The sequence below is a fragment of the Micromonospora sp. LOL_023 genome (assembly GCF_048060115.1).
GTDB lineage: Bacteria > Actinomycetota > Actinomycetes > Mycobacteriales > Micromonosporaceae > Micromonospora_E.
Genome location: NZ_JBHMIM010000001.1, coordinates 209,932 through 230,546, shown reverse-complemented (window position 1 = coordinate 230,546; position 20,615 = coordinate 209,932). Strand labels below are relative to the sequence as shown.

The window sequence follows — 20,615 nt, the reverse complement described above, 5'->3', positions numbered from 1 at the left end:
CTCGGCGGACCGGCACCCTACTGGCAGTCCTGGACGTTCAACGACATCGGCAACCGGCTGACCGAGGTGTCACACACCAGCGCCGGTGACACCACCAAGACCTACACCTACCCGGCGTCGGGCGCGGCCCGGCCGCACGCCCTGACCTCCGTCACGACATCCGGGCCGACCGGCAGCAGCATCGCCAACTACAGCTACGACAATGCGGGCAACACCACATCCCGACCCGGCTCGACCACGGCGCAAACGTTGGACTGGGACACCGAAGGACGGCTGGCCCAACTCACCGACGGCAGCCAGCAGCACGAGAACGTCTACACCGCCGACGGCGACCGGCTCATCCGCCGCGACGCCACCGGCAAGACCCTATACCTACCGGGCATGGAAATCCGTTACACCACCTCCACCGAGACAAAGGCCGCTACCCGCTACTACAGCTACGTCGACGGCGTGTTCGCAATGCGCGACGCCTTCGGCCACAAGTGGCTCGTCACGGATCATCACTCCACTCAGAACATCGCCATCTCACACACTGGCGGACAGGCCGTCACTCAGCGTCGGCAGACCCCGTACGGCGAACCACGCGGCACCAGCACGCCGACCTGGCCGAACCTGAAAGGCTTCGTCGGCGGCGACATCGACCCCACCGGACTGACACACATCGGTGCCCGCCAGTACGAACCCCAGCACGGCCGGTTCATCTCCGTCGACCCGATCATGGACCTGACCGACCTGCAACAAATGCACGGCTACTCCTACTCCAACAACAACCCCGTCACCTGGACTGACCCCACCGGCCTACGCGTCTGCGGCGACCTCGGCTGTAACCAGTACGCCACCCCGAAACCCGGCGGCGGCCACACCGTCAGCGGCACACCCAGAAACGAAACGTGCATGGGATCGTGCCAAAAGTACAGCCCCGCACCGACATCGACTCCCGCCCCGGCGGTCAACGTGGCTCAGGCGAACACCGAGTCCCGCGCAAACCCGACCCCGGAAGTCTCCCCCTGGGGCGACGGGATGGCACCACCCACCCACTCCTACTCCTACGGCAGCGGAGAAGCGCTGTGTCCGAGCGTCATGTGGTGCGTGCATTTCGTACTCTTCGCTTGCGGCCTAGCCCCGTACGTCGGTGAACCCTGCGATATCACAGGCGCGGTAGTCTCTGCAGCAGAAGGTGACTGGGAAGGCGCCCTACTGTCCGCAGGGTCCGCAATACCGGTCCTAGGCTACGCTGGCGCAGCAGGCAAAGGTGCCAAACTCTTCGACAAATACAACGACCTCAGAAAAGCCTGTAGCAGCTTCACGCCAGGCACCCATGTCCTCATGGCCGACGGCACAAAGAAACCCATCGAAGACGTTGAGATAGGCGATTACGTCATCGCCACTGACCCTGAAACCGGTCAAACGGCGGCGAAGGTCGTAGTCGCCACGATCATCGGAGCCGGAACCAAGAATCTCGCCGAGGTCATTGTCGACGTCCACGGCAATCAGGGCGACAAGGTCGAGCGGGTACTCGCAACTGACAACCACCCCTTCTGGGACCCGGATTCCGAAACATGGACAACGGCTGGAGGGCTCGCTGCAGACGACCAACTACTCACCGCAACTGGCGGTAGGGTCGAGGTAGTCAACACCCGTCCATGGACCACCAACACGCCCGTTCACAACCTCACTATCGCAGACATCCACACGTACTACGTGATCGCCGGCAACGTGCCAGTACTGGTTCACAATGACGGTGGCGATGTTCCGAAGCTGACTGGCAGCCAGACGATTTGGCGCGGTGGGCCTTATCGAATTGATGTGGAGCAAGGGCCAGGCGGCCCGCAGATGCACTTGCAGGAGCAAATCAATGGGGTCAAGTCGAGCCAGGCGCCAAAATATCAATACAACTTCGAAACGGGAGAGTTTGAAGGTATGTCAAAAAGCTTGAGGAAGACGTTGGATAAAAAGTATCCGAGCTACCGGGGCGCCATTCCAAAGGGTGCTCGCTATCTCGGAATCCAGGGCTTCTGCTGATGAGTGTGTCGGCGAGATGTTGGGTTGGTGGGAGCTATGAGGTTTAGTCCTGCAGCGCTAGGGGTCGGGGCTCCTGGATTGCTTCGGGGCCTGTCGTCCGTCGACATTCCGCCGGGCTTCGAGGAAGTGATTGCGGATGGCTGGGTGGTCGAGCGGGATGCTGTGCTGCTAAAACGCTTCCGCGAAAGTTACCACGGCGACCGCAATAGGTTCACTGATGTCGTAGGATACGAAATTGCGGTGAATGGGCGAGCCATCCCGGACATGGATCTCGATCCGGCATCTTCGGACACGATTCGCGTCTTGCTGCGCCGTGGCGTTTCCTTCGCTTGGGCGGCGCTGTGTAGATTGCGAGACTCAGACGTTGCGTGCGGAGTTGCTGCCTATGTGACGGTGACACCCATGCTGTTTAGTCCGGAGCAAGTGACTGGCAACGTTGCGTTTAGCTCAGTTGGTGCCGCCTTCACGCCTTACATAGATCCGGAGTCCTGCTCTGCTGGCATCGTCGTGCTGCTAGAGAGTCACCAAGTAGGGGACATGCTTCCTGGCTACAGTGGTTGAATAGCTGAGGTCTGTAGTTGTCAGGGTGGTTCCGGTTCGAGGGCGAGTCTGGTCTGGGTGAGGAAGCCGGGTATCAGGTCCGGCCGGTACTGGATGCGTTTGAGCCGGTTGCGGATGATCGCGGCGCGGTGGTCCATGCCGTCGATGGCGGGCTCGCCCAGGTCGGCTTTCGCCGTCGACCACAGACTCTCGACCGGGTTGAGGTCGGGGGCCGTACGCGGATAGCTGGACCAGCGGTCAGCCACCGGTGACGGGCTGCGGTCAGATGACTCATCATGTTGCTGGTATGGGTGTGAAAGTCGGCCGACCTGGAGGACTGGGTCTGGAACGCGACGCTGATCCTCGATCTGGGCTGCCACGAGCTTTCCTGACAGGGGCGCAAGAGCACCCGCAGCGACGGCAACAGTGGCGACTGCGTTGAGGTCGCCGACAAACCAGTCCGGTGCCATCGGCGTCCGAGACTCCAAAGACCCGCACGGCCCAGCGCTCGTCTTCGCGCCAGACAAGTGCGCAGCGTTCGCCGGATACGCCTGCATGGGCGTGTCCGAGCCAAGCTGACCCGCGCCGCGCGTCGCGGCTCAACGGTGCCAGTTGCCTGCCGGTTACTGGGTGCACCGGCGGGTGGAAAGCTGGCCGGACAGGGCACGTCCGACGGGTACGCAGAGTAGGGTCACCGGCGTGAGCGGGAAACGTGAACCCGCGTACCTGTTGGGCTCCCCCTGAACCAGCTCGGCAGGCGTGTGCGGCCGCGAAGAAAGGCGCCCCTGTGACAAGCCCACGGAAGACCCGCGTCGCCATCGTCTTCGGCGGCCGCAGCACCGAGCACGCGATCTCCTGCGTCAGCGCCGGCAGCATCCTGGCCGCGATGGACAGCGACGAGTACGAGATCGTGCCGGTCGGCATCACCCGCGCCGGGCGATGGGTGCTCACCTCGGGGGAGGATTCTCAGCTCGCCATCGCCGACCGGCGGCTGCCGGAGGTCACCGCCGCCGCCGGCTCCGCCGTGGTGCTGCCGGCCGACCCAACCGACAACGGGATCATGATGTTGGACCCGATCGAGGGGGCGTCCGTGTTGGCCGGCGTCGACGTGGTCTTCCCGGCGCTGCACGGCGCGTACGGCGAGGACGGCACCATCCAGGGCCTGCTGGAGATGGCCGACATCCCGTACGTCGGGGCCGGGGTCTTCGCCTCGGCCGCCGCGATGGACAAGGAGTTCACCAAGAAGCTGGCTACCGCCGAGGGCATCCCGATCGGCCCGTACGCGGTGCTGCGCTCCGGGGTGAGCCTCAGCGACGCCGACAAGGAGCGTCTCGGCCTGCCGGTGTTCGTGAAGCCGTCGCGGGCCGGTTCGTCCTGTGGCGTCACCAAGGTCGCCGACTGGGCGGAGCTGGACGCGGCGGTCGCCGCCGCCCGCGCGATCGACCCGAAGGTGCTCGTCGAGGCGGCGATCGTCGGCCGGGAGGTCGAGTGCGGGGTGATCGAGGGTGAGGCCGGTGGCAGCCCGGAGGCGTCGCTGCTGGCCGAGGTACGGGTGGTCGCCGGCCACGAGTTCTACGACTTCGAGGCGAAGTACCTGGACGACTCCTGCGAGTACGACATCCCGGCCGGGCTGCCGGAGCACGTCACCAAGCAGGTGCAGGACTACGCCTGCCGGACCTTCACCGCGTTGGACTGTGCCGGGCTGGCCCGGGTCGACTTCTTCGTCACCGACGACCTGCGGGTCTACCTCAACGAGATCAACACGATGCCGGGGTTCACCTCGACGTCGATGTTCCCGCGGATGTGGGCGGCGACCGGCCTGGAGTACCCGAAGCTGGTCGACCGGCTGATCCGTTCCGCGCTCAGCCGGGGCACCGGCCTGCACTAAGCGGCGGTCATAGGCTCAGGCCCGGCAGCCGCGTGGGGCGGCGTCGGCGTCGCTGGGCACCGTCTCGATCAGGGTGTCGGCGAACGCGATCACCCACTGGCCCGGCTCGTCGTACGTGCCGGGCACGGTGACCTGCACCGGAATCTCCCGGTCGACGGTGGTCCAGACCGTGGCGTCGGGCTGCTCGGCGGCGTGCCAGCAGACCCCGTCCAGCGGGTACACCAGGTCGGTCGGCGCGAACGTGGCGGCCGGCACCCCGCAGGCGACGGTGATCGGCGGTTCGCCGTACGCGGCGTTCTGTTCCGCCCCGGCGCTGACCGGCCGTTGGCGCAGGTCGCGCAGCGTACCGGGAAGTTGGGACAGCAAGGCCCGGCAGACGATCTCGGCGCGTTCACCCAGGGCGGGTGCGGCGATCTGCACCGGCGTGGTCGGCACCGGCGCGACCGACGCCGACGCCGACGGGTCCGCGCCCGCCTGTGGGTCGACGACGGGGTTGGCCGGGGTGAGCCGGCTGATCGCGGCCAGTGCCACGATCACGGTCAACGGCAGCGCCACCACGGTGGCCCAGATCGCTGCCTGCCGGGTGGTGCGGTCCCGCCCGGCGGGAGCCGACCCGGACCCGCCCGGTCCAGGCTCGTCGGGAGCCGACCCTGACCCGCGCGGTCGAAGGCCGTCGGGAGCCGGCGCGGACGACTCGCCCGGGTCGACGCCGGGCGAGGAAGCACTGGTAGTAGGGGAGTTGAGCTGGTCGGTCACTACAGTCGAACCACCGAACACGTCAGGGTGCGGGTGATGCCCGGCACCATCTGGACCCGGCTGACTATCATCGTGCCGAGTTCGTCCACGGTATGCGCCTCGGTCAGTACGACGACGTCGTACGGCCCGGTCACCGCGTCCACCCGGACCACGCCGGAAATGTCCGCGATCGCGTCAGCCACGTCGCGTGCCCTTCCGACTTCGGTCTGGATGAGGATGTATGCCTGGACCACGACCCGACTCCTATCCGCCGCCGAGGGCGACTCGAACGTGAAACTACCGTACGGAGCAGGCCGGATTCATGACGGTGCCCGAGTGGAGACGACGATGAACGAGGTGTACCGGTGAATGTGGCACGGGCGGGTGAATTCGGGCTCATCTCCCGGGTCACCGCGCGGCTACATTCAGGCGCGGCCACCCTGCTCGGTCCCGGCGACGACGCGGCGATCGTCGCCGCCTCCGACGGCCGGGTGGTCGCCTCCACCGACGTGCTCGTCGAGGGCCGGCACTTCCGGCGCGACTGGTCCAGCGCCATCGACGTCGGGCACCGGGCGGCCGCCGCGAACCTGGCCGACATCGTGGCGATGGGGGCGGTGCCGACCGCGTTGCTGGTGGCGCTCTGCGCGCCGCCGGAGACCGACGCGGGCTGGGCCGAGGACCTGGCGGTCGGCCTGAACGACGAGGCTGCCAAGGTCGGTGCAGCCGTCGTCGGCGGTGACATGTCGGCCAGCCCCACGTTGACCATCGCGGTGAGCGCCCTCGGCGACCTGCACGGCGCCACCCCGGTGCTGCGCGGCGGGGCGCACGCCGGCGACGTGGTCGCGCTCGCCGGGCGGCTCGGCTATGCCGCCGCCGGCTACACGGTGCTCTCGCGCGGCTTCCGCTCACCGAAGCTGCTGGTGGAAGCGCATCGACGTCCCGAGGTGCCGTACGCGGCCGGTCCGGCCGCCGCGAACGTCGGCGCCAGCGCCATGATCGACGTCTCGGACGGGCTGATCGCCGACCTGGGGCACATCGCCGCCGCCAGCCGGGTCGGCATCGACCTGCGGCGGGAGGCGTTCGAGGTGCCACCGCAGATGCGCGACACCGCCAACGCGCTCGGCGTCGACCCGTACCAGTGGATCTTCGGTGGTGGCGACGACCACGCCCTCGCCGCGACCTTTCCCGAGGACCTGCCGTTGCCGAAGGGTTGGCGGCACGTCGGGCACGTGGTCAAGGGTGCCGGGGTGACCATCGACGGCCAGCCCTACCAGGGCGCCCCCGGCTGGGAACACTTCCAGTAACGCGCCACCACACCGGGCGATCGGCCAGCGCCGCACTACCCTTTATCCGTGACTGAACTGCTCTCCACCGGCGTCGAGCTGCGCCGGGTCCGCTTCACCGACGCCGTCGCGCAACGCCTCGTCGCCGCCGCCATGGCCGATCTGGGTGCCCGCTACGGCGGCACCGGCGACGACACCCCGGTCGACCCGGCCGACTTCGACCCGCCCGGCGGGGCCTTCCTGATCGCCCACCTGGACGGAGCGCCGGCCGGCTGCGCCGGCTGGCGCAGCCACGGCACCTCCGGCGAGGACGCCGAGCTCAAGCGGATGTACGTCGCGGCCGACGCCCGCGGCCGGGGCGTGGCCCGGGCGCTACTCGCCGCCGTGGAACGCTCCGCTGCCGGTCAGGGCCGCCGCCGGCTCATCCTGGAATGCGGCGACAAGCAGCCCGAGGCGATCGCGCTCTACAGCAGCAGCGGGTACGCCCGGATTCCTAACTTCGGCTACTACCGGGACTCGCCGGGTTGCCTGTCCTTCGGTCGGGTGCTCTGAACCATCCTGCTGTCCGGGGACCTGAGCTCCCCGCTGTCCGGGGGGAACACACGTAGCCGCCGGACCAAGCTGGCCCGGCGGCTACGGAAGTGTCGATCAGTGGGGGCGGGGCTCAGGCGCCCCGGACCACCTTGCCGGCCTTGAGGCAGGAGGTGCAGGCCTTGACCTTGCGGGTGTTGCCGCCACCGGCCGGGGTGCGCACCGTCTGGATGTTCGGGTTCCAGCGGCGGTTGGTCTTCTTCTTGGACCACGGCACGTTGTGACCGAAGCCCGGCCCCTTGCCACAGACGTCGCACACGCTAGCCACGGAACACTCCTGGGGATTTGTTGATAATCAGGTTGCCGGTCGCCGGGACACACACCGCCCAGACAACCTGGCCAGGTTACCCGATCGAGCAGGCCGCCGGCCAACCGCCCCCGCCGCGCCGCTCACCGCAGCCCGCCGCGCCGCTCACCGCAGCCCGTGGCGTGGTCCGCACCGCAGCCCGGGCTCGTCTTCGCCGCGCCTGTCGGCGACCGCCAGTAGGCTCATCGCCGTGCTGGACACCCTCGACGACGCCGCCGTCCGTCGGTGGTGCGCGGGTGGACTGGCCGCGCTGCGTCGTCACCAGGGCGAGATCGACGCGCTCAACGTCTACCCGGTGCCCGACGGCGACACCGGCACCAACCTGGTGCTGACGCTCACCTCCGCCCAGCAGGCGCTCGCCCTGGACCTGGACAACTCCCCTGAGGGGGAGCAGACCGCGCACGGCCGGGTGCTGCGGCTGATGGCCCGGGGTGCGTTGCTCGGTGCCCGGGGCAACTCCGGGGTGATCGTCTCGCAGATCCTGCGCGGGCTCGCCGACGCGCTGACCGACACCACGGTGGTCCGGGGCCGGGCCCTGGCGGCGGCGTTGACCGTCGCCACCGACGCGGCGTACGCGGCGGTCGCCCGCCCGGTCGAAGGGACCGTGCTCAGCGTGGTCGCCGCCGCCGCGCGCGCCGCCGACCGCGCCGGCTCCGACAACCTGACCACAGTGGTACGGGCCGCCGCCTCGGCCGCCCGTGACGCCCTCGCCATCACCCCCACCCAGCTGCCGGCGTTGGCCCGCGCCGGCGTGGTCGACGCCGGCGGCCGGGGCCTGTGCCTGCTGCTCGACGCCCTGCTCGTCGTGGTCGACGGCGACACCGGCACCAGCGGCACAGCCGGCGGCACCGACCGCATCGGCGAAGGCCGCGACGGCGGGGCGGGGCAGCCGGCCCCGGTCGTCCCGGCCGCCGGCCCGGTGCCGGTCACCGCCCGCGAGACCGGATCCGACGAGTACGGCTACGAGGTGCAGTTCCTGCTGGACGCACCCGCCGACGCCGTCGAGGCGATGCGGGCCGCACTGGCCGCGATCGGCGACTCGCTGGTCGTCGTCGGCACCGGCGACGACCCTCCGGTGTGGAACGTGCACGTGCACGTCGACGATATCGGTGCCGCCATCGAGGCGGGGATCGCCGCCGGCCGGCCGTACCAGATCTCGGTCACCCGGTTCGCCGACCACCCGGTGCCGGCCGGTCCGCCCACCCGGTCCGCCGTCGTGGTCGCCACCGGCGCCGGCCTCGCCACCCTGTTCGCCGGCGAAGGTGCCGCCGTCGTCGGCGGATCCCCGTCCACCGCCGAGCTGCTCGACGCCGTCCGGGCCACCGGCGCCACCGAAGTCGTGGTGCTGCCCAACGATCCGGACACCCAGGCCGTCGCCGGCCTCGCCGCCCGCGAGGCGGAGACCGCCGGGGTCACGGTCGCCGTGGTGCCGACCAGGTCCCCGGCGCAGGCCCTCGCCGCGCTCGCGGTCCGTGACCCGCAGCGCCGCTTCGACGACGACGTGATCGCGATGGCCGAGGCCGCCGGCGCCTGCCGGTACGCCGAGGTGTGTTTCGCCGCCCGCGAAGCCCTCACCGTCGCCGGTCGTTGCCGCCCCGGCGACGTACTCGCGCTGGTCGAGGGGGAGGTGCTGCTGATCGGCACCGACCTGGACGGCACCTGCCGCAACCTGCTCGACCAGCTGCTCGGCGGCGGCGGTGACCTGGTCACCCTGATCCTCGGTGACCAGGCACCGGCCGGGCTCGGCACGGCGGTCGAAGCACACGTGACCCGCTGCTGGCCGTTCGTCGAGGTGCACACCTACACCGGCGGCCAGCCACACTTCCCGCTCCTGGTCGGAGTCGAATGATGCAGCCGTTGGAGCCCGGATGACTCAGCCATGCACGTTGGACACCCCGTTGACCGTCAACCTGGGCGCGAAGACCGCCAAGGCGATGGCCGACCACCTCGACCTGCACACCGTCGGGGACCTGCTCTACCACTTTCCCCGCCGCTACGACCAGCGCGGCGAACATACCGACATCCGTTCGCTGGAGGTGGGGGAGCAGGTCACCGTCCTGGGCCAGGTGCGGCGGACCACCGTACGACCGATGCGTCAGCGGCGCGGCAAGCTGCTCGAAGCGGTCGTCGAGGACGGCACCGGCGGCACCCTCACGTTGACCTTCTTCGGCAATCAGGCGTGGCGGGAGCGGGACCTCAAACCGGGCCGGTGGGGGCTGTTCGCCGGCAAGGTCACCGAGTTCCGGGGCGTCCGCCAGCTCAACGGCCCCGAGTACGTGCTGCTCGGCGACGGTGCCGCCGACGGTGAGGTGGCCGCCGAGGACCCGGTGGAGGAGTTCGCCGGGGCGCTGATCCCGGTCTATCCGGCGGCGGCCGCCGTCCCCACCTGGGTGATCGCCCGCTGCGTACGGACCGTGCTGGACGTGCTCACCGCGCCGGAGGACCCGATGCCGGCGGCGGTGCGGGCCAGCCGCACCCTGATCGGCCTCGACCCGGCGTTGCGGCGGATCCACCGCCCGGCCAGCGAGCCGGAGCTGTTCCAGGCCCGGCGGCGACTCAAGTGGGACGAGGCGTTCGCCGTACAGCTGACGTTGGTGCGCCGCAAGCTGCGCGCCGCCGACTGGCCGGCGCGACCCCGGCCCCGCTCCGACGGCGGCCTGCTGGCCGCCTTCGACGAACGGCTGCCGTACCAGCTGACCGACGGTCAGCAGCGAATCGGCGAGGAGATCGCCGCCGACCTGGCCGTCGCGCATCCGATGCACCGGCTGCTGCAGGGTGAGGTCGGCTCCGGCAAGACGGTCTGTGCGCTGCGGGCCATGCTGCAGGTGGTCGACGCGGGCGGTCAGGCGGCGCTGCTCGCCCCGACCGAGGTGCTCGCCGCCCAGCACCATCGGGGCATCCAGGAGCTGCTGGGGCCGCTGGGCCGGGCCGGTGAGCTCGACGGCGACCCGGCCGGCACCCGGGTGACGCTGCTGACCGGTTCGCTGGGTGCGGCGGCCCGCCGGGCCGCGCTGGACGAGGTCCGCGCCGGCCGGTCCGGGATCGTCATCGGCACCCACGCCCTGCTGTACGAGGGCGTCGACTTCGCCGACCTGGGTCTGGTGGTGGTCGACGAGCAGCACCGCTTCGGCGTGGAGCAGCGCGACGCGTTGCGGGCCAAGGCCGAGCAGCCGCCACATGTACTGGTGATGACCGCGACCCCGATCCCGCGCACCGTCGCGATGACCGTCTACGGCGACCTGGAGGTCTCGGCGCTCACCCAGCTGCCCGGGGGCCGGTCGCCGATCGTCTCGCATGTGGTGCCGGCGGCGGACAAGCCGGCGTTCCTGGAGCGGGCCTGGCGGCGGGTACGCGAGGAGGTGGCCGCCGGCCACCAGGCGTACGTGGTCTGTCCCCGCATCGGTGACGCGACCGGCACCGGCGCCGACGAGGAGCCTCCCGGCGACGGTGACGATCCCGGGGCGCGGCGGCCGCCGCTGGCGGTGACCGAGGTGGCGCCGCTGCTCGCCGAGGGGCCGTTGCGCGGGTTGCGGATCGAGGTGCTGCACGGGCGGCTGCCGGCCAACGCGAAGGATTCGGTGATGCGGGCGTTCGCCGCCGGTGACGTCGACGTGTTGGTGGCGACGACGGTGGTCGAGGTCGGGGTGAACGTGCCGAACGCCACCGTGATGATCGTGCTGGACGCCGACCGGTTCGGGGTGTCGCAGCTGCACCAGCTGCGCGGTCGGGTCGGTCGGGGCTCGGCGGCCGGGCTGTGCCTGCTGGTCACCGATGCCGCCGAGGGTACGCCGGCCCGCGAGCGGCTGGACGCGGTCGCGTCGACCACCGACGGGTTCCGGCTGGCCGAGCTGGATTTGGAGCAGCGCCGTGAAGGCGACGTGCTGGGGGCAACCCAGTCGGGTCGTCGCTCGCATCTGCGGTTGCTGTCGCTGCTGCGCGACGCCGACCTGATCGGCCAGGCACGGGCCGAGGCGATCGAGCTGCTCGACGAGGATCCGGAGCTGACCCGGCATCCGGAGTTGGCGGCCTCGGTCGACACCCTGGTCGACGCCGACCGCGCCGAGTACCTCGAAAAAGGCTGACGGGGCGATCATGGACGGGGGCGAGCGGAAGGGCGCCGACCGGGGTGGTCGACGCCCTTCCAGGGGTGGTGCGGTTGGCTAGTCAGTCACTCGATCTCAGTGATGGACAGCTCAGGCGGTGAAGGTGACCCGCCGACGACGCGCCAGGTAGAACAGCACGCCACCGATCGCGAGCAGCGCGACGGCGCCAGCGGCGATGCCGCCAGCGGCGGCACCGGTGACCGGCAGCTCGCCGCCGCCTTCGCCACCCTCGCAGTCCTCCGGCAGCTCCCAGGCGAAGGCCTCTGTGTCATCGAAGCCCTCGATGACCGGAGTGACCTCGAGTCCCTCGAACGCGTCGAACTCGGCGACTCCGGATTCACCCGGACCCACGGTGACGGTGAGCGTGTCACCCTCGTTCGGCACGAAGTCGACGGTGACGGTCTCGCCGTCCTCCGGGTTGTTGATCGTGAAGATCAGCTGGTCGCAGGTGTACTCGACGACGCCCTCCGGCTCGCTGGGCTCCACCACCGGCGGCTCGGTCGGCTCCGGGGTGGCGCTCTCGGTCGGCTCCGGGGTCGCCGGTGCGGTGGGGCTCTCGGTCGGCTCCGGGCTCGGCTCGCTGCTCGTGCTCGGCTCGGGAGTCGGCTCGGGAGTCGGCTCGGAAGTCGGCTCCGGCGACGGCTCGGCGCACCCGTCGATCGGCCGCCGCGGCTTCTTCACCGCGTTGCTGGTGACGGTCTGCGTGACGATCTTGGTCTTCTTGGACCCGGCCCGGCTCCACTCAGCGGTCACCGTCAGGGTCACCTGGGAGACCTCGGACGGCAGAGTCTGCTCGCTGCGGATGCCCTCCTTGCCGGTCGGCAGTTCCGCGCCGACGACGATCTCGCCGGTGAGCTCGCTCCCGGCCGGATCGGTCGAGACAGCCGTCAAGGTCGCGGCGAGGTCCCGCTCGCTGTTCCAGACCTTCCAGACGACCTTCCAGTCGCCGTCTGCCGTCACGCAGACCGGTAGGCCGACCGGGATGGGGTGGTGCGCGCTGGCGGGGGTGGTCAGGGCCACCGCGCCGACCAGGCCGATCGTTGCGCCGGCCGCGACGGCCATGGCGCGACGAAGCGGAGACTTCAGACGGTTCACACGTACTCCTGAGTAAGGGGGTTCAGGGCACGGCGGGCAGGCGGACACCTACTGGACAAACTCAGTCGATGGCTGGTGCAACGGCTCCCCGCGTCGTGCGACCGGCGTGTCCCGCCGGTACAGCGCCAGACCTTAGCGGCTCCTGAAGTGCGGCGGTGACCCAAAGCTCGGGCTAAGAATCATGTTGTTGATTTGAGATATTTAATCTACGTAAAGTGTTCAGGTAGCCATCCGCTGGTAGTTATTGACGTATCAACAGTCACTTGGGTAGCGAAATACCCAGTGGTAACCGCACAGATCGTGGCGGTCGTGGGCGGTTCGGGTGACTGGGTGGTGATGGGCTAGCGTCCATGCAATGACCGCACCGGACACCGCCACCGCCCGTCGCCGATGACCCGGATCATCTCCGGCCGGCTCGGCGGGCGGCGGATCGCGGCACCGCCCGGCGTCGGCACCAGGCCCACCGCCGATCGGGTCCGGGAGGCGCTGTTCAGTGCCATTGGCACGATGACGGACCTGGTCGGGGCCCGCTTCGCGGACCTGTACGCCGGCAGCGGCGCGGTCGGCCTGGAGGCGTTGTCGCGCGGCGCGTCCCACGCGCTGCTGGTCGAATCCGACGCCCGGGCCGCCCGTACGATCCGGGAGAACATCGCCGCGTTGCGGGTGGCGGCCGATGCCCGGCTGGTCACCGCCAAGGTCGCCACCGCCCTGGCCGCGCCGCCGGACGGCCCCGGCTACGACGTGGTCTTCGCCGACCCGCCGTACGCGGTGACCGACGACCAGCTGCGGGCCGTGCTCGACACGCTGGTCACCAATGGCTGGCTAGCTCCGGACGCGGTGGTCGTGGTCGAGCGATCGGCCCGTGGGCCGGCCCTGAGCTGGGTGGAAGGCATCACTGCCGAACGCGGGCGGCGGTACGGCGAGACCATGCTTTGGTACGGTCGGCGATCATGAGACGCGCGGTGTGTCCCGGCTCGTTCGATCCGGTAACCAATGGTCACCTCGACATCATCGGCCGGGCCAGCCGGCTGTTCGACGAGGTCATCGTCGGGGTTCTGATCAACCAGTCCAAGGCGGGGTTGTTCACCGTCGACGAACGGATATCGATGCTGCGCGAAGTGACGGAGTCTTATCGAAACGTCCGGGTCGCTGCGTTCAGGGGTCTGCTGGTCGACTTCTGTAAGGCGCAGGACGCCGTGGTGGTGGTCAAGGGGCTACGCGCGGTGAGTGACTTCGACTACGAGTTGCAGATGGCCCAGATGAACATCGGGCTGGCCGGCGTCGAGACCTTGTTCATGCCCACCAATCCGCTCTACTCGTTCGTCTCCTCCAGCCTCGTCAAGGAAGTGGCCAAGTGGGGCGGTGACGTGTCGGCACACCTGCCCGACGTGGTGCGCGAGCAGTTGATCGCCCGCGTCGTCACGCCGCCGCCAGCGGCCTGAGACCTCGCCCCCCCGGTGCGGCGCGCCGCGACTTGCCGGGGGTCAGGATGGACCGCGTGTTGTGCAGGGTCGCATCATTGGTGGAGCGACGACCGGTTCGCCGGTTGCGATGATGACGTTCTGGCCCGGCCTTGACATCATGTTGGGTCGACCCGCCGACAACAGGGAGTGAGATGCTGGTGGATCCGTTCGACCGCATCGACGAGATCATCGCGATGGTGGAGACCGCGCGGGCCGTGCCGATGTCCAGGAACAACTGCATGCTCGACCGGGCCGAGATGATCGGCGTGCTCGACCAGTTGCGGGCCGAGTTGCCGGCGGACATCCGCCGGGCCGCCGCGCTGCTGGAGGAGCGGGACAAGATCATGGACGCCGGCAAGCGGGAGGCGGACCGGATCATCAGCGAGGGTGAGGCGGAACACGCCCGCCTGGTGTCGGTGAACGAGATCACCGTCTCCGCCGAGCACGAGGGTGCCCGGATCGTCGCCGAGGCACGGGCCGAGGCCCAACGGCTGCGGGCCGAGGTCGACGACTACGTCGACACCGCCCTGGCAAACTTCGAGCAGTTCCTGACCCGGGCGTTGGCCTCGATAGAGCGTGGTCGGGACAAGATGCACGCGCTGCGCGAGATCGGTACCTTCGGTGCGGGGGACGAGAGCGAGCGCCCGTTGCCGTTCTGACCTGCGCCGCCCGACCCTGACCCAATTCGACGCTACGGCCGCTGCTCGGGTAACCTGCTATGTCGGCCTCTACCAGGCCGGAGTCTGACTATGCGCAATCACTCGTCGAACACACTCAACCCCAGGTCGCCGCTCGTTCTCGATACCCGGGAACTGCCGCGCCGGCCTGGCGCGTTGCGTACCGTCAGCCGGGTGGTGCCTGCGCCGGCAGACCTCGGGTTGGAGATGAACGGCGTCCCCGAGGGTGCCGACCTGAGCCTCGACCTGCGGCTCGAGTCGGTCTCCGAAGGGGTCCTCGTCTCCGGGACGGTCTCCGGACCGGTCTCCGGCGAGTGCGGGCGTTGCCTGCGCGCGATCGACGAGTCGCTGACCGTCACGATCCAGGAGCTGTACGCGTACGAGAACAGCACCACGGACGAGACGACCGACACCGACGAGGTAGGCCGGTTGCAGGACGATCTGATCGACCTGGAGCCGGCGCTGCGGGACGCGGTGGTGCTCACACTGCCGACCAACCCGCTCTGCCGGAGCGACTGTCCCGGGCTGTGCTCCGAATGCGGGGTGCACTGGGACGAGCTGCCGGACGACCACAGTCACCAGGAGGTCGACCCCAGGTGGGCCGGCCTGTCGCAACTGACCCGCCAAGAGGAGTAAGAACCGTGGCCGTTCCCAAGCGCCGGATGTCCCGTAGCAACACCCGGTCCCGCCGGTCCCAGTGGAAGACCTCCGCGGTGGTCACCGTGGAGTGCCCGCAGTGCAAGTCCGCCAAGCTGCCGCACACCGCCTGCACCGTCTGCGGCACCTACAACGGCCGCCAGGTCATCGAGGTCTGATCGGTCGTCGTGACGTCGCCGGTCTCCGATCGGGCGGCGCGGACGATCTGGCGATCGCCGGGTGCGCCGGCCCGGGAACGGGCCGGCACCGTCTCCCCGACGGGCACCCTGCGGATCGCCGTCGACCTCCTCGGCGGGGATGGGGCACCCGCCGTCGTGGTTGACGGCGCTCTGCACGCCTGCCGTGCTGATCCCAATCTCGAGTTGTTGCTTGTCGGCCCGCCGGACATCGCCGGCGAGGTCCGCGCCGCGCTGCCCGCCGGGCAACAGCACCGGGTCGCCGTACGGCCGGCTACGCGCGCCGCCGAGATGGCCGACGGGCCGGTTCGCGGCGGCCGGGCCGCCACCACCATCCAGGCCGCGGTGGCCGCCGTCGCCGAAGGCGCGGCGGACGCGGTGATCTCCGCCGGGCCCAGCGGTGCGATCGTCACCGCGGCCGCGCTCGGCCTCGGCCGCTGGCCGACGATGCGTCGGCCCGCGCTCGTCGCGTTGCTGCCGGCGGTCACCGGCCCGGTGGTGCTGCTCGACGTCGGTGCCTCCGTGGAGGCCCGCCCGGCGACCTTGGCCCAGCATGCCCGACTCGGGGCCGCGTATGCGGCCGCCCGGCTCGGCCTGCGCCGCCCCCGGGTCGGGCTGCTGTCGATCGGCGTCGAGCCGGGCAAGGGCGACCGTGCCCGACGCAGCGCCGACACCCTGTTCCAGACGGCGGCCCTGCCCGCCGCCGGCCGTTATGTCGGGCTGGTCGAAGGACATGACGTCACCCTCGGCGGTCGCGCCGACGTCGTCGTCACCGACGGGTTCACCGGAAACGTCCTCCTCAAGGGCATCGAAGGTGCGTACGCCATGGCCGGCGGCGCGGAACCGGGCGGGATCGCCCCCCGGGCCGCGATGCTGCTCGGGGTGGCCGGAGCGGTGGTGGTCTGCCACGGCGCGGCCAGCGGCGCGGACCTCGCCGCCGGGATCGCGCTCGCCGCCAGCCTGCATCGTGACCAGGTGACCGCGACGGTCGCCGGGATGCTCGACGACTCCACCCGGCAGCTCGCAGATCAGGACGAGGTATCACCATGAGCAACAACCAGCTCCGCCGTCCGCCGGTGGTCCATCTGGAGGCGGCGTTCGGCATCGCCTTCGACGCCGACCTGTTGGAACGGGCGTTGACCCACCGGTCGTACGCGTACGAGAACGGCGGACTGCCCACCAACGAGCGGCTGGAGTTCCTCGGCGACTCGGTGCTCGGGGTGGTGATCACCTCGGCGCTCTACCACAACCATCCGGACCTGCCGGAAGGGCAGCTCGCCAAGCTGCGGGCGAGCGTGGTGAACATGCGGGCACTGGCCGAGGTGGCCCGGTCGCTGGGCCCACACGGACTCGGCCCGTACCTGCTGCTCGGCAAGGGCGAGGAGAGCACCGGCGGGCGCGACAAGGCGAGTATCCTGGCGGACACCCTGGAGGCGTTGCTCGGCGCGGTCTACCTGCAGTACGGGCTGGACACCGCATCGATCGTGATTCATCGCCTGTTCGATCCGCTGATGGCGCAGTCGGCCCGGCGGGGCGCCGCCCTGGACTGGAAGACGAGCCTGCAGGAGTTGACCGCGACGCTGGGGCTCGGCGTTCCCGAGTACCGCATCGACGACGCCGGCCCGGATCACGCCAAGACCTTCACCGCCTGGGTGGTGGTCGCTCAGCAGCGGTACGGCGGAGCCGAGGGTCGGAGTAAGAAGGAGGCCGAGCAGCGGGCCGCCGAGGCCGCCTGGCGTACCCTCTCCACGCAGATGGTTGAAGCCACGGAGTCGGCCGGTGCCGCGGTGACCCCCGACAGCCCCGCGTCCCCCGACAGCCCGGTGGTGCCGTCCGACGGCACGCTGCCGGCTGCAGCGGAAGGCTCGCTGCCGGCTCCGGTGGACGGTCAGTCGCGCGGTGACCAGGACCGGCCGGATCCGGCTGCGTCCGCCTGAGCCGCCCGCGACCCCGTCCAGGGAGGACCCGATGCCAGAGCTACCCGAGGTCGAGACCGTCCGGCAGGGCCTGGCCGGCTGGGTGCTCGGCCGGCGGTTCGCCGCTGTCGAGGTCCGCCATCCGCGTGCGGTCCGCCGGCACGTGCCGGGCCCGGTGCACTTCGCCGCCGTTCTGACCGACCGTCAAATTCTCGATGTACGCCGACGGGGCAAGTACCTGTGGTTGCCGCTGGACAGCGGAGACGCCATCGTCGGTCATCTCGGCATGTCCGGACAGTTGCTGCTGCAGCCGGCCACGGCGCCGGACGAGGCACATCTGCGGATCCGGTTCCGGTTCACCGACGGCGGTCCCGAACTGCGCTTCGTCGATCAGCGTACGTTCGGCGGGCTCACGGTCTCCGCCGGTGGTGCCGACCTCCCGGCGGAGATCGCGCACATCGCCCGCGATCCGCTCGACCCGGACTTTTCCGACGAGGCCTTCGTCGTCGCGCTGCGTCGGCGGCGAACCGAGATCAAGCGGGCGCTGCTGGACCAGTCGTTGATCTCTGGGATCGGCAACATCTACGCCGACGAGGCGCTGTGGCGTGCCGAGCTGCACGGCTCCCGGCCTACCGACCGGCTGACCGCGGCGACCGTCACGCTGCTGCTGGCCCAGGTACGCGAGGTGCTCTCCGACGCAATCGTCCAGGGTGGCACGAGCTTCGACGCGTTGTACGTCGACGTCAACGGGCAGAGCGGGTACTTCGACCGCTCACTGAACGTGTACGGCCAGGAAGGCCGGCCCTGCCGCCGCTGCGGTGCGGCCGTCCGGCGGGAGTCGTTCATGAACCGGTCGTCGTTCAGTTGCCCGCGGTGTCAGCCGAGCCCGAGGGAGACCGGTGGGCCGGTGGCCGTGGCCCGACGGCCGTCCGCTGCGGTCGGCGACGGGCCGGGCTACGCGACCGCCCCGAACATCTGAGTCCAGTACAGGGTGCCGCTGGCCGATTCAGCCGTGCCGACGCCCATCGCGACGGCGTCACAGTTGAGGATGTTGGCCCGGTGGCCGGGGCTGTTCATCCAGCCTTGCATGACCGCGGCGGCGGTAGGATAGCCGGCCGCGACGTTCTCGCCGATCGCCCGCTGGTAGCCGGCCCGTTCGGCGCGCTCCCACGGCGAACTGCCGTCGCTGCCGTCGTGGGACATGTTGTTGGTTGCGGCCTGGTCTTCGCTGTGCAGCCGGGACGCCTCGGAGAGCCGGGTGTTGATGGTCACCGGCCCGCACCCGTTGGCGTCGCGTTCCTGGTTGACGATTACCAACACCTGCTGCTCCAGGTTGTTGGAGTCGGCCGGCGGCTGCTGCGGCGCCGGGGTGGTCGGGGCGGCGGCCGGGGTGGTGCGCTGCGGTTGCGCGGTGGGAGTGGTGCGGCTCGGAACTGGGGCGGCCGAGGTCGGCGGCGGTGGTGGTGGTGGTGGGGCCGGGCTGGCGCTCGGGGTGGGGGCGGGTCCGAGCTCGGCGGCGAGGACCTCCGGTTCGCCGATCTGCGGGTCGGCGGTGGAGCTGGTCGGGCCGGCAGGCGGATCGACGGTCGTGTCGAGTCCGGCTGTCGCCGTACCGCCCTTGCCGGACCCGTCGTCCGGCCCGCCGGTGAGCCCGGCGCGCAGCATGGCGACTCCGCCGCCGATGGCGACCAGCAGGACGGCGACGAGCGTGGCCAGCGCGACTGGTCCGGGTACGAAGCGTCGCCGACGGTTGCTGCCCGGCCCGGTGGCGTCGGCGTCCTTTCTGGTCTTGCGCGCCCGGCGTCGGCCGACGGTTTCGTGGCTGACGGTAGCGGAGTCGTCGGCTTCGATCCATCCGGTGGCGTCGTTGCCGCCGGACAGGTCGCGGCCGGTGTCGTCGAACCCGGCGGTGTCGTCGAATTCGTACCCGCCGGTGCCGGCGGGCCAGTCGGCGTCGCGAGCCAGGCCGGGGTGACCGTCCACCGGGGGGTGGCCGTCGGTCAGCGAGTAGCCGTCGGTCAGCGAGTAGCTGTCGACTGGCGGGTAGCTGTCGATCGGGGCGTATCCGTCCTCCGGGGGATACCCGGCGGCCGCAAGATGTCCTGCCGTCGAGGGGTAGGGGTCCGCTGGGGCGTAGGAGCCGGCCGAAGGGTTGTGGTCGCTGTCGCCGCGCCAGCCCGTGTCGAGGTGGTCATGCCAGGAACGCTGTCCGAGCCGGTCGTCGTCCCAGTCGGTGCTCTCATGGCCAGTGCCGTCACGGCCGGCAGGACTCGCGGCGGACGGCGGCAGCCTGTCCGGGCTCGTGCCATTGACCCGGTCGTTGCGCCGGTACAAGGTCTTCATCCTCCGCAGGTGGGGTGTCGGCGGCGGCGCCGACCGGACTCGCCGGGGCACTCGGGGCCGATTGCGACGCTATGGGCCGGGTGGGAGGCTCGGCAACTGTTCTAAGGGAAACCGGCGATCGACCTAAGGAAGAGATAAGGCGGACAGTTCGTCGCTGGGGCCCAACGGCGCTCCTGTGACCTACACCGCAAAACCGCCGCCCTTCGTACCTTTTGGGCGATAGATTCGGTAGATGATGTGGTGATCCTCGTCTGGTGCAACTTGACGAAGCGATGACTTCGGCGGAACATAGGGGTGTCGCCAGTCGCGCCCAGTCGTGCCCTCGCATGCCCGAGGGTTGACAGTCGCGGGGATTTCACGGGCGCGCGTTGGCCGGCCTTTCCGGCAGCGCATTACAAGGAGACGAAATGGCGAAGGCCCTCTACGGCCACGTTGGTGCAGCACCCGACCGGCGCCTGCTCAACGAGGTCACCCGATTGCGTGCCACGGTTCAGGCACTGGAGTTCGAGATCACCCGGCTGCGGGCCGAGAACGACCGGCTCGCGGCAGAGGTCGCCGAAACCGACGACCTGCTGCGGCTCGCTGAGCCCGCGCTCACCTGATCTCCCGGGCGCCGGTCACCCGCCGGCGCCCACTGCCAGTGATCCAGATCCCAGAACGCACGCACCGAGAGCGCGCCGACACGCCAGTGCCGGCGCGCATCCTTTTGTAGCCGTCCGCCCGTTGCCCGGCACCCTGTTGGCGTTGCCCGGCACCCTGTTGGCGTTGCCCGGCACCCTGTTGGCGTTGCCCGGCACCCCGTTGGCGTGAGCCGTGCAC

General features: G+C 70.1%; 20 protein-coding genes and 3 pseudogenes. 17 read left to right on the top strand and 6 right to left on the bottom strand.

Annotated features, from left to right (window positions below):
• Together ACFHVL_RS01095 and ACFHVL_RS01090 are read left to right on the top strand one after the other, a co-directional pair.
• The coding region (locus ACFHVL_RS01095; protein WP_416624692.1) for an RHS repeat-associated core domain-containing protein at positions 1-2,022 on the top strand (2,022 nt) is incomplete at its 5' end.
• 144 nt (positions 2,023-2,166) lie between these two features.
• Positions 2,167-2,583, top strand: coding sequence for a hypothetical protein (locus tag ACFHVL_RS01090; protein ID WP_416624690.1), 417 nt, complete (start codon positions 2,167-2,169; stop codon positions 2,581-2,583).
• Between the two features lie 20 nt (positions 2,584-2,603).
• Here the strand turns inward: ACFHVL_RS01090 and ACFHVL_RS01085 are convergent, their stop codons facing one another.
• Positions 2,604-2,828, bottom strand: a complete 225-nt coding sequence (locus tag ACFHVL_RS01085; RefSeq protein ID WP_416624689.1) for a hypothetical protein — start codon at positions 2,826-2,828, stop codon at positions 2,604-2,606.
• A 132-nt stretch (positions 2,829-2,960) separates the two neighbouring features.
• Between ACFHVL_RS01085 and ACFHVL_RS01080 the strand changes: the two are divergent.
• Positions 2,961-3,141: pseudogene (locus tag ACFHVL_RS01080) on the top strand (DUF397 domain-containing protein); the annotation flags it as partial.
• 208 nt (positions 3,142-3,349) lie between these two features.
• Positions 3,350-4,450: a D-alanine--D-alanine ligase family protein gene (locus ACFHVL_RS01075; protein ID WP_416624688.1), complete on the top strand. Its 1,101-nt coding sequence runs from the start codon at positions 3,350-3,352 to the stop codon at positions 4,448-4,450.
• Positions 4,451-4,465: 15 nt separating this feature from the next.
• Here the strand turns inward: ACFHVL_RS01075 and ACFHVL_RS01070 are convergent, their stop codons facing one another.
• Positions 4,466-5,206: a DUF3515 family protein gene (locus ACFHVL_RS01070; RefSeq protein ID WP_416624687.1), complete on the bottom strand. Its 741-nt coding sequence runs from the start codon at positions 5,204-5,206 to the stop codon at positions 4,466-4,468.
• Positions 5,206-5,439 (bottom strand): Lrp/AsnC ligand binding domain-containing protein, encoded by a 234-nt coding sequence (locus ACFHVL_RS01065; protein WP_326554945.1) that lies wholly within the window; start codon positions 5,437-5,439, stop codon positions 5,206-5,208. Before ACFHVL_RS01065 ends, ACFHVL_RS01070 begins: the two co-directional genes overlap by 1 nt.
• Before the next feature lie 111 nt (positions 5,440-5,550).
• On the opposite strand from ACFHVL_RS01065, the gene ACFHVL_RS01060 reads away from it, so the two are divergent.
• Together ACFHVL_RS01060 and ACFHVL_RS01055 are read left to right on the top strand one after the other, a co-directional pair.
• The gene (locus tag ACFHVL_RS01060; protein WP_416624685.1) at positions 5,551-6,489 is read left to right on the top strand and encodes a thiamine-phosphate kinase; all 939 of its coding nucleotides are present in this window, start codon (positions 5,551-5,553) and stop codon (positions 6,487-6,489) included.
• 57 nt (positions 6,490-6,546) lie between these two features.
• A complete protein-coding gene (locus tag ACFHVL_RS01055; RefSeq protein ID WP_326555738.1) occupies positions 6,547-7,020 on the top strand; it encodes a GNAT family N-acetyltransferase in 474 nt (157 codons plus the stop codon).
• 112 nt (positions 7,021-7,132) lie between these two features.
• On the opposite strand, the gene rpmB is transcribed toward ACFHVL_RS01055, so the two are convergent.
• Positions 7,133-7,327 (bottom strand): 50S ribosomal protein L28, encoded by a 195-nt coding sequence (rpmB, locus tag ACFHVL_RS01050; RefSeq protein ID WP_326554943.1) that lies wholly within the window; start codon positions 7,325-7,327, stop codon positions 7,133-7,135.
• Positions 7,328-7,556: 229 nt separating this feature from the next.
• On the opposite strand from rpmB, the gene ACFHVL_RS01045 reads away from it, so the two are divergent.
• On the top strand, positions 7,557-9,215 hold the full coding sequence (locus ACFHVL_RS01045; RefSeq protein WP_416624683.1) for a DAK2 domain-containing protein: 1,659 nt from the start codon (positions 7,557-7,559) through the stop codon (positions 9,213-9,215).
• 19 nt (positions 9,216-9,234) lie between these two features.
• A complete protein-coding gene (gene recG, locus ACFHVL_RS01040) occupies positions 9,235-11,448 on the top strand; it encodes an ATP-dependent DNA helicase RecG (protein WP_416624681.1) in 2,214 nt (737 codons plus the stop codon).
• A 111-nt stretch (positions 11,449-11,559) separates the two neighbouring features.
• Here recG and ACFHVL_RS01035 read toward each other — a convergent pair whose 3' ends face one another.
• Positions 11,560-12,564 (bottom strand): LPXTG cell wall anchor domain-containing protein, encoded by a 1,005-nt coding sequence (locus tag ACFHVL_RS01035; protein WP_416624679.1) that lies wholly within the window; start codon positions 12,562-12,564, stop codon positions 11,560-11,562.
• A 387-nt stretch (positions 12,565-12,951) separates the two neighbouring features.
• On the opposite strand from ACFHVL_RS01035, the pseudogene rsmD reads away from it, so the two are divergent.
• From rsmD to mutM, 8 genes and pseudogenes are all read left to right on the top strand, one after another.
• Positions 12,952-13,518: pseudogene (gene rsmD / locus ACFHVL_RS01030) on the top strand (16S rRNA (guanine(966)-N(2))-methyltransferase RsmD); the annotation flags it as partial.
• Entirely contained in the window at positions 13,515-14,006 is a 492-nt protein-coding gene (gene coaD / locus ACFHVL_RS01025) for a pantetheine-phosphate adenylyltransferase (protein WP_416624677.1), read from the top strand. The pseudogene rsmD and the gene coaD, both read left to right, overlap by 4 nt.
• 179 nt (positions 14,007-14,185) lie before the next feature.
• Positions 14,186-14,686, top strand: a complete 501-nt coding sequence (locus ACFHVL_RS01020) for a hypothetical protein (RefSeq protein WP_326555737.1) — start codon at positions 14,186-14,188, stop codon at positions 14,684-14,686.
• Between the two features lie 90 nt (positions 14,687-14,776).
• Positions 14,777-15,340: a YceD family protein gene (locus tag ACFHVL_RS01015; RefSeq protein ID WP_416624675.1), complete on the top strand. Its 564-nt coding sequence runs from the start codon at positions 14,777-14,779 to the stop codon at positions 15,338-15,340.
• Between the two features lie 5 nt (positions 15,341-15,345).
• The gene (gene rpmF, locus ACFHVL_RS01010; RefSeq protein ID WP_326554937.1) at positions 15,346-15,519 is read left to right on the top strand and encodes a 50S ribosomal protein L32; all 174 of its coding nucleotides are present in this window, start codon (positions 15,346-15,348) and stop codon (positions 15,517-15,519) included.
• Between the two features lie 45 nt (positions 15,520-15,564).
• On the top strand, positions 15,565-16,587 hold the full coding sequence (locus ACFHVL_RS01005) for a phosphate acyltransferase PlsX (RefSeq protein ID WP_416624721.1): 1,023 nt from the start codon (positions 15,565-15,567) through the stop codon (positions 16,585-16,587).
• Complete coding sequence (gene rnc / locus ACFHVL_RS01000; protein ID WP_416624673.1) at positions 16,584-17,474, top strand: ribonuclease III; 891 nt, start codon at positions 16,584-16,586, stop codon at positions 17,472-17,474. Before ACFHVL_RS01005 ends, rnc begins: the two co-directional genes overlap by 4 nt.
• A 31-nt stretch (positions 17,475-17,505) precedes the next feature.
• A pseudogene (gene mutM, locus ACFHVL_RS00995) lies at positions 17,506-18,345 on the top strand (bifunctional DNA-formamidopyrimidine glycosylase/DNA-(apurinic or apyrimidinic site) lyase); the annotation flags it as partial.
• Between the two features lie 62 nt (positions 18,346-18,407).
• Here the strand turns inward: mutM and ACFHVL_RS00990 are convergent.
• A complete protein-coding gene (locus ACFHVL_RS00990; protein WP_416624671.1) occupies positions 18,408-19,796 on the bottom strand; it encodes a CAP domain-containing protein in 1,389 nt (462 codons plus the stop codon).
• A gap of 407 nt (positions 19,797-20,203) precedes the next feature.
• Here ACFHVL_RS00990 and ACFHVL_RS00985 point away from each other — a divergent pair, with 407 nt between their 5' ends.
• Complete coding sequence (locus tag ACFHVL_RS00985) at positions 20,204-20,398, top strand: hypothetical protein (protein ID WP_326554934.1); 195 nt, start codon at positions 20,204-20,206, stop codon at positions 20,396-20,398.
• Positions 20,399-20,615: the final 217 nt, after the last annotated feature.

Bases quoted from the DNA above. Each gene is read 5' to 3' on its own strand.
- recG (WP_416624681.1), top strand. From the start codon at position 9,235: ATGACTCAGCCATGCACGTTGGACACCCCGTTGACCGTCAACCTGGGC.
- coaD (WP_416624677.1), top strand. From the start codon at position 13,515: ATGAGACGCGCGGTGTGTCCCGGCTCGTTCGATCCGGTAACCAATGGT.
- ACFHVL_RS01015 (WP_416624675.1), top strand. From the start codon at position 14,777: ATGCGCAATCACTCGTCGAACACACTCAACCCCAGGTCGCCGCTCGTT.
- rnc (WP_416624673.1), top strand. From the start codon at position 16,584: ATGAGCAACAACCAGCTCCGCCGTCCGCCGGTGGTCCATCTGGAGGCG.
- ACFHVL_RS00990 (WP_416624671.1), bottom strand. From the start codon at position 19,796: ATGAAGACCTTGTACCGGCGCAACGACCGGGTCAATGGCACGAGCCCG.
- ACFHVL_RS00985 (WP_326554934.1), top strand. From the start codon at position 20,204: ATGGCGAAGGCCCTCTACGGCCACGTTGGTGCAGCACCCGACCGGCGC.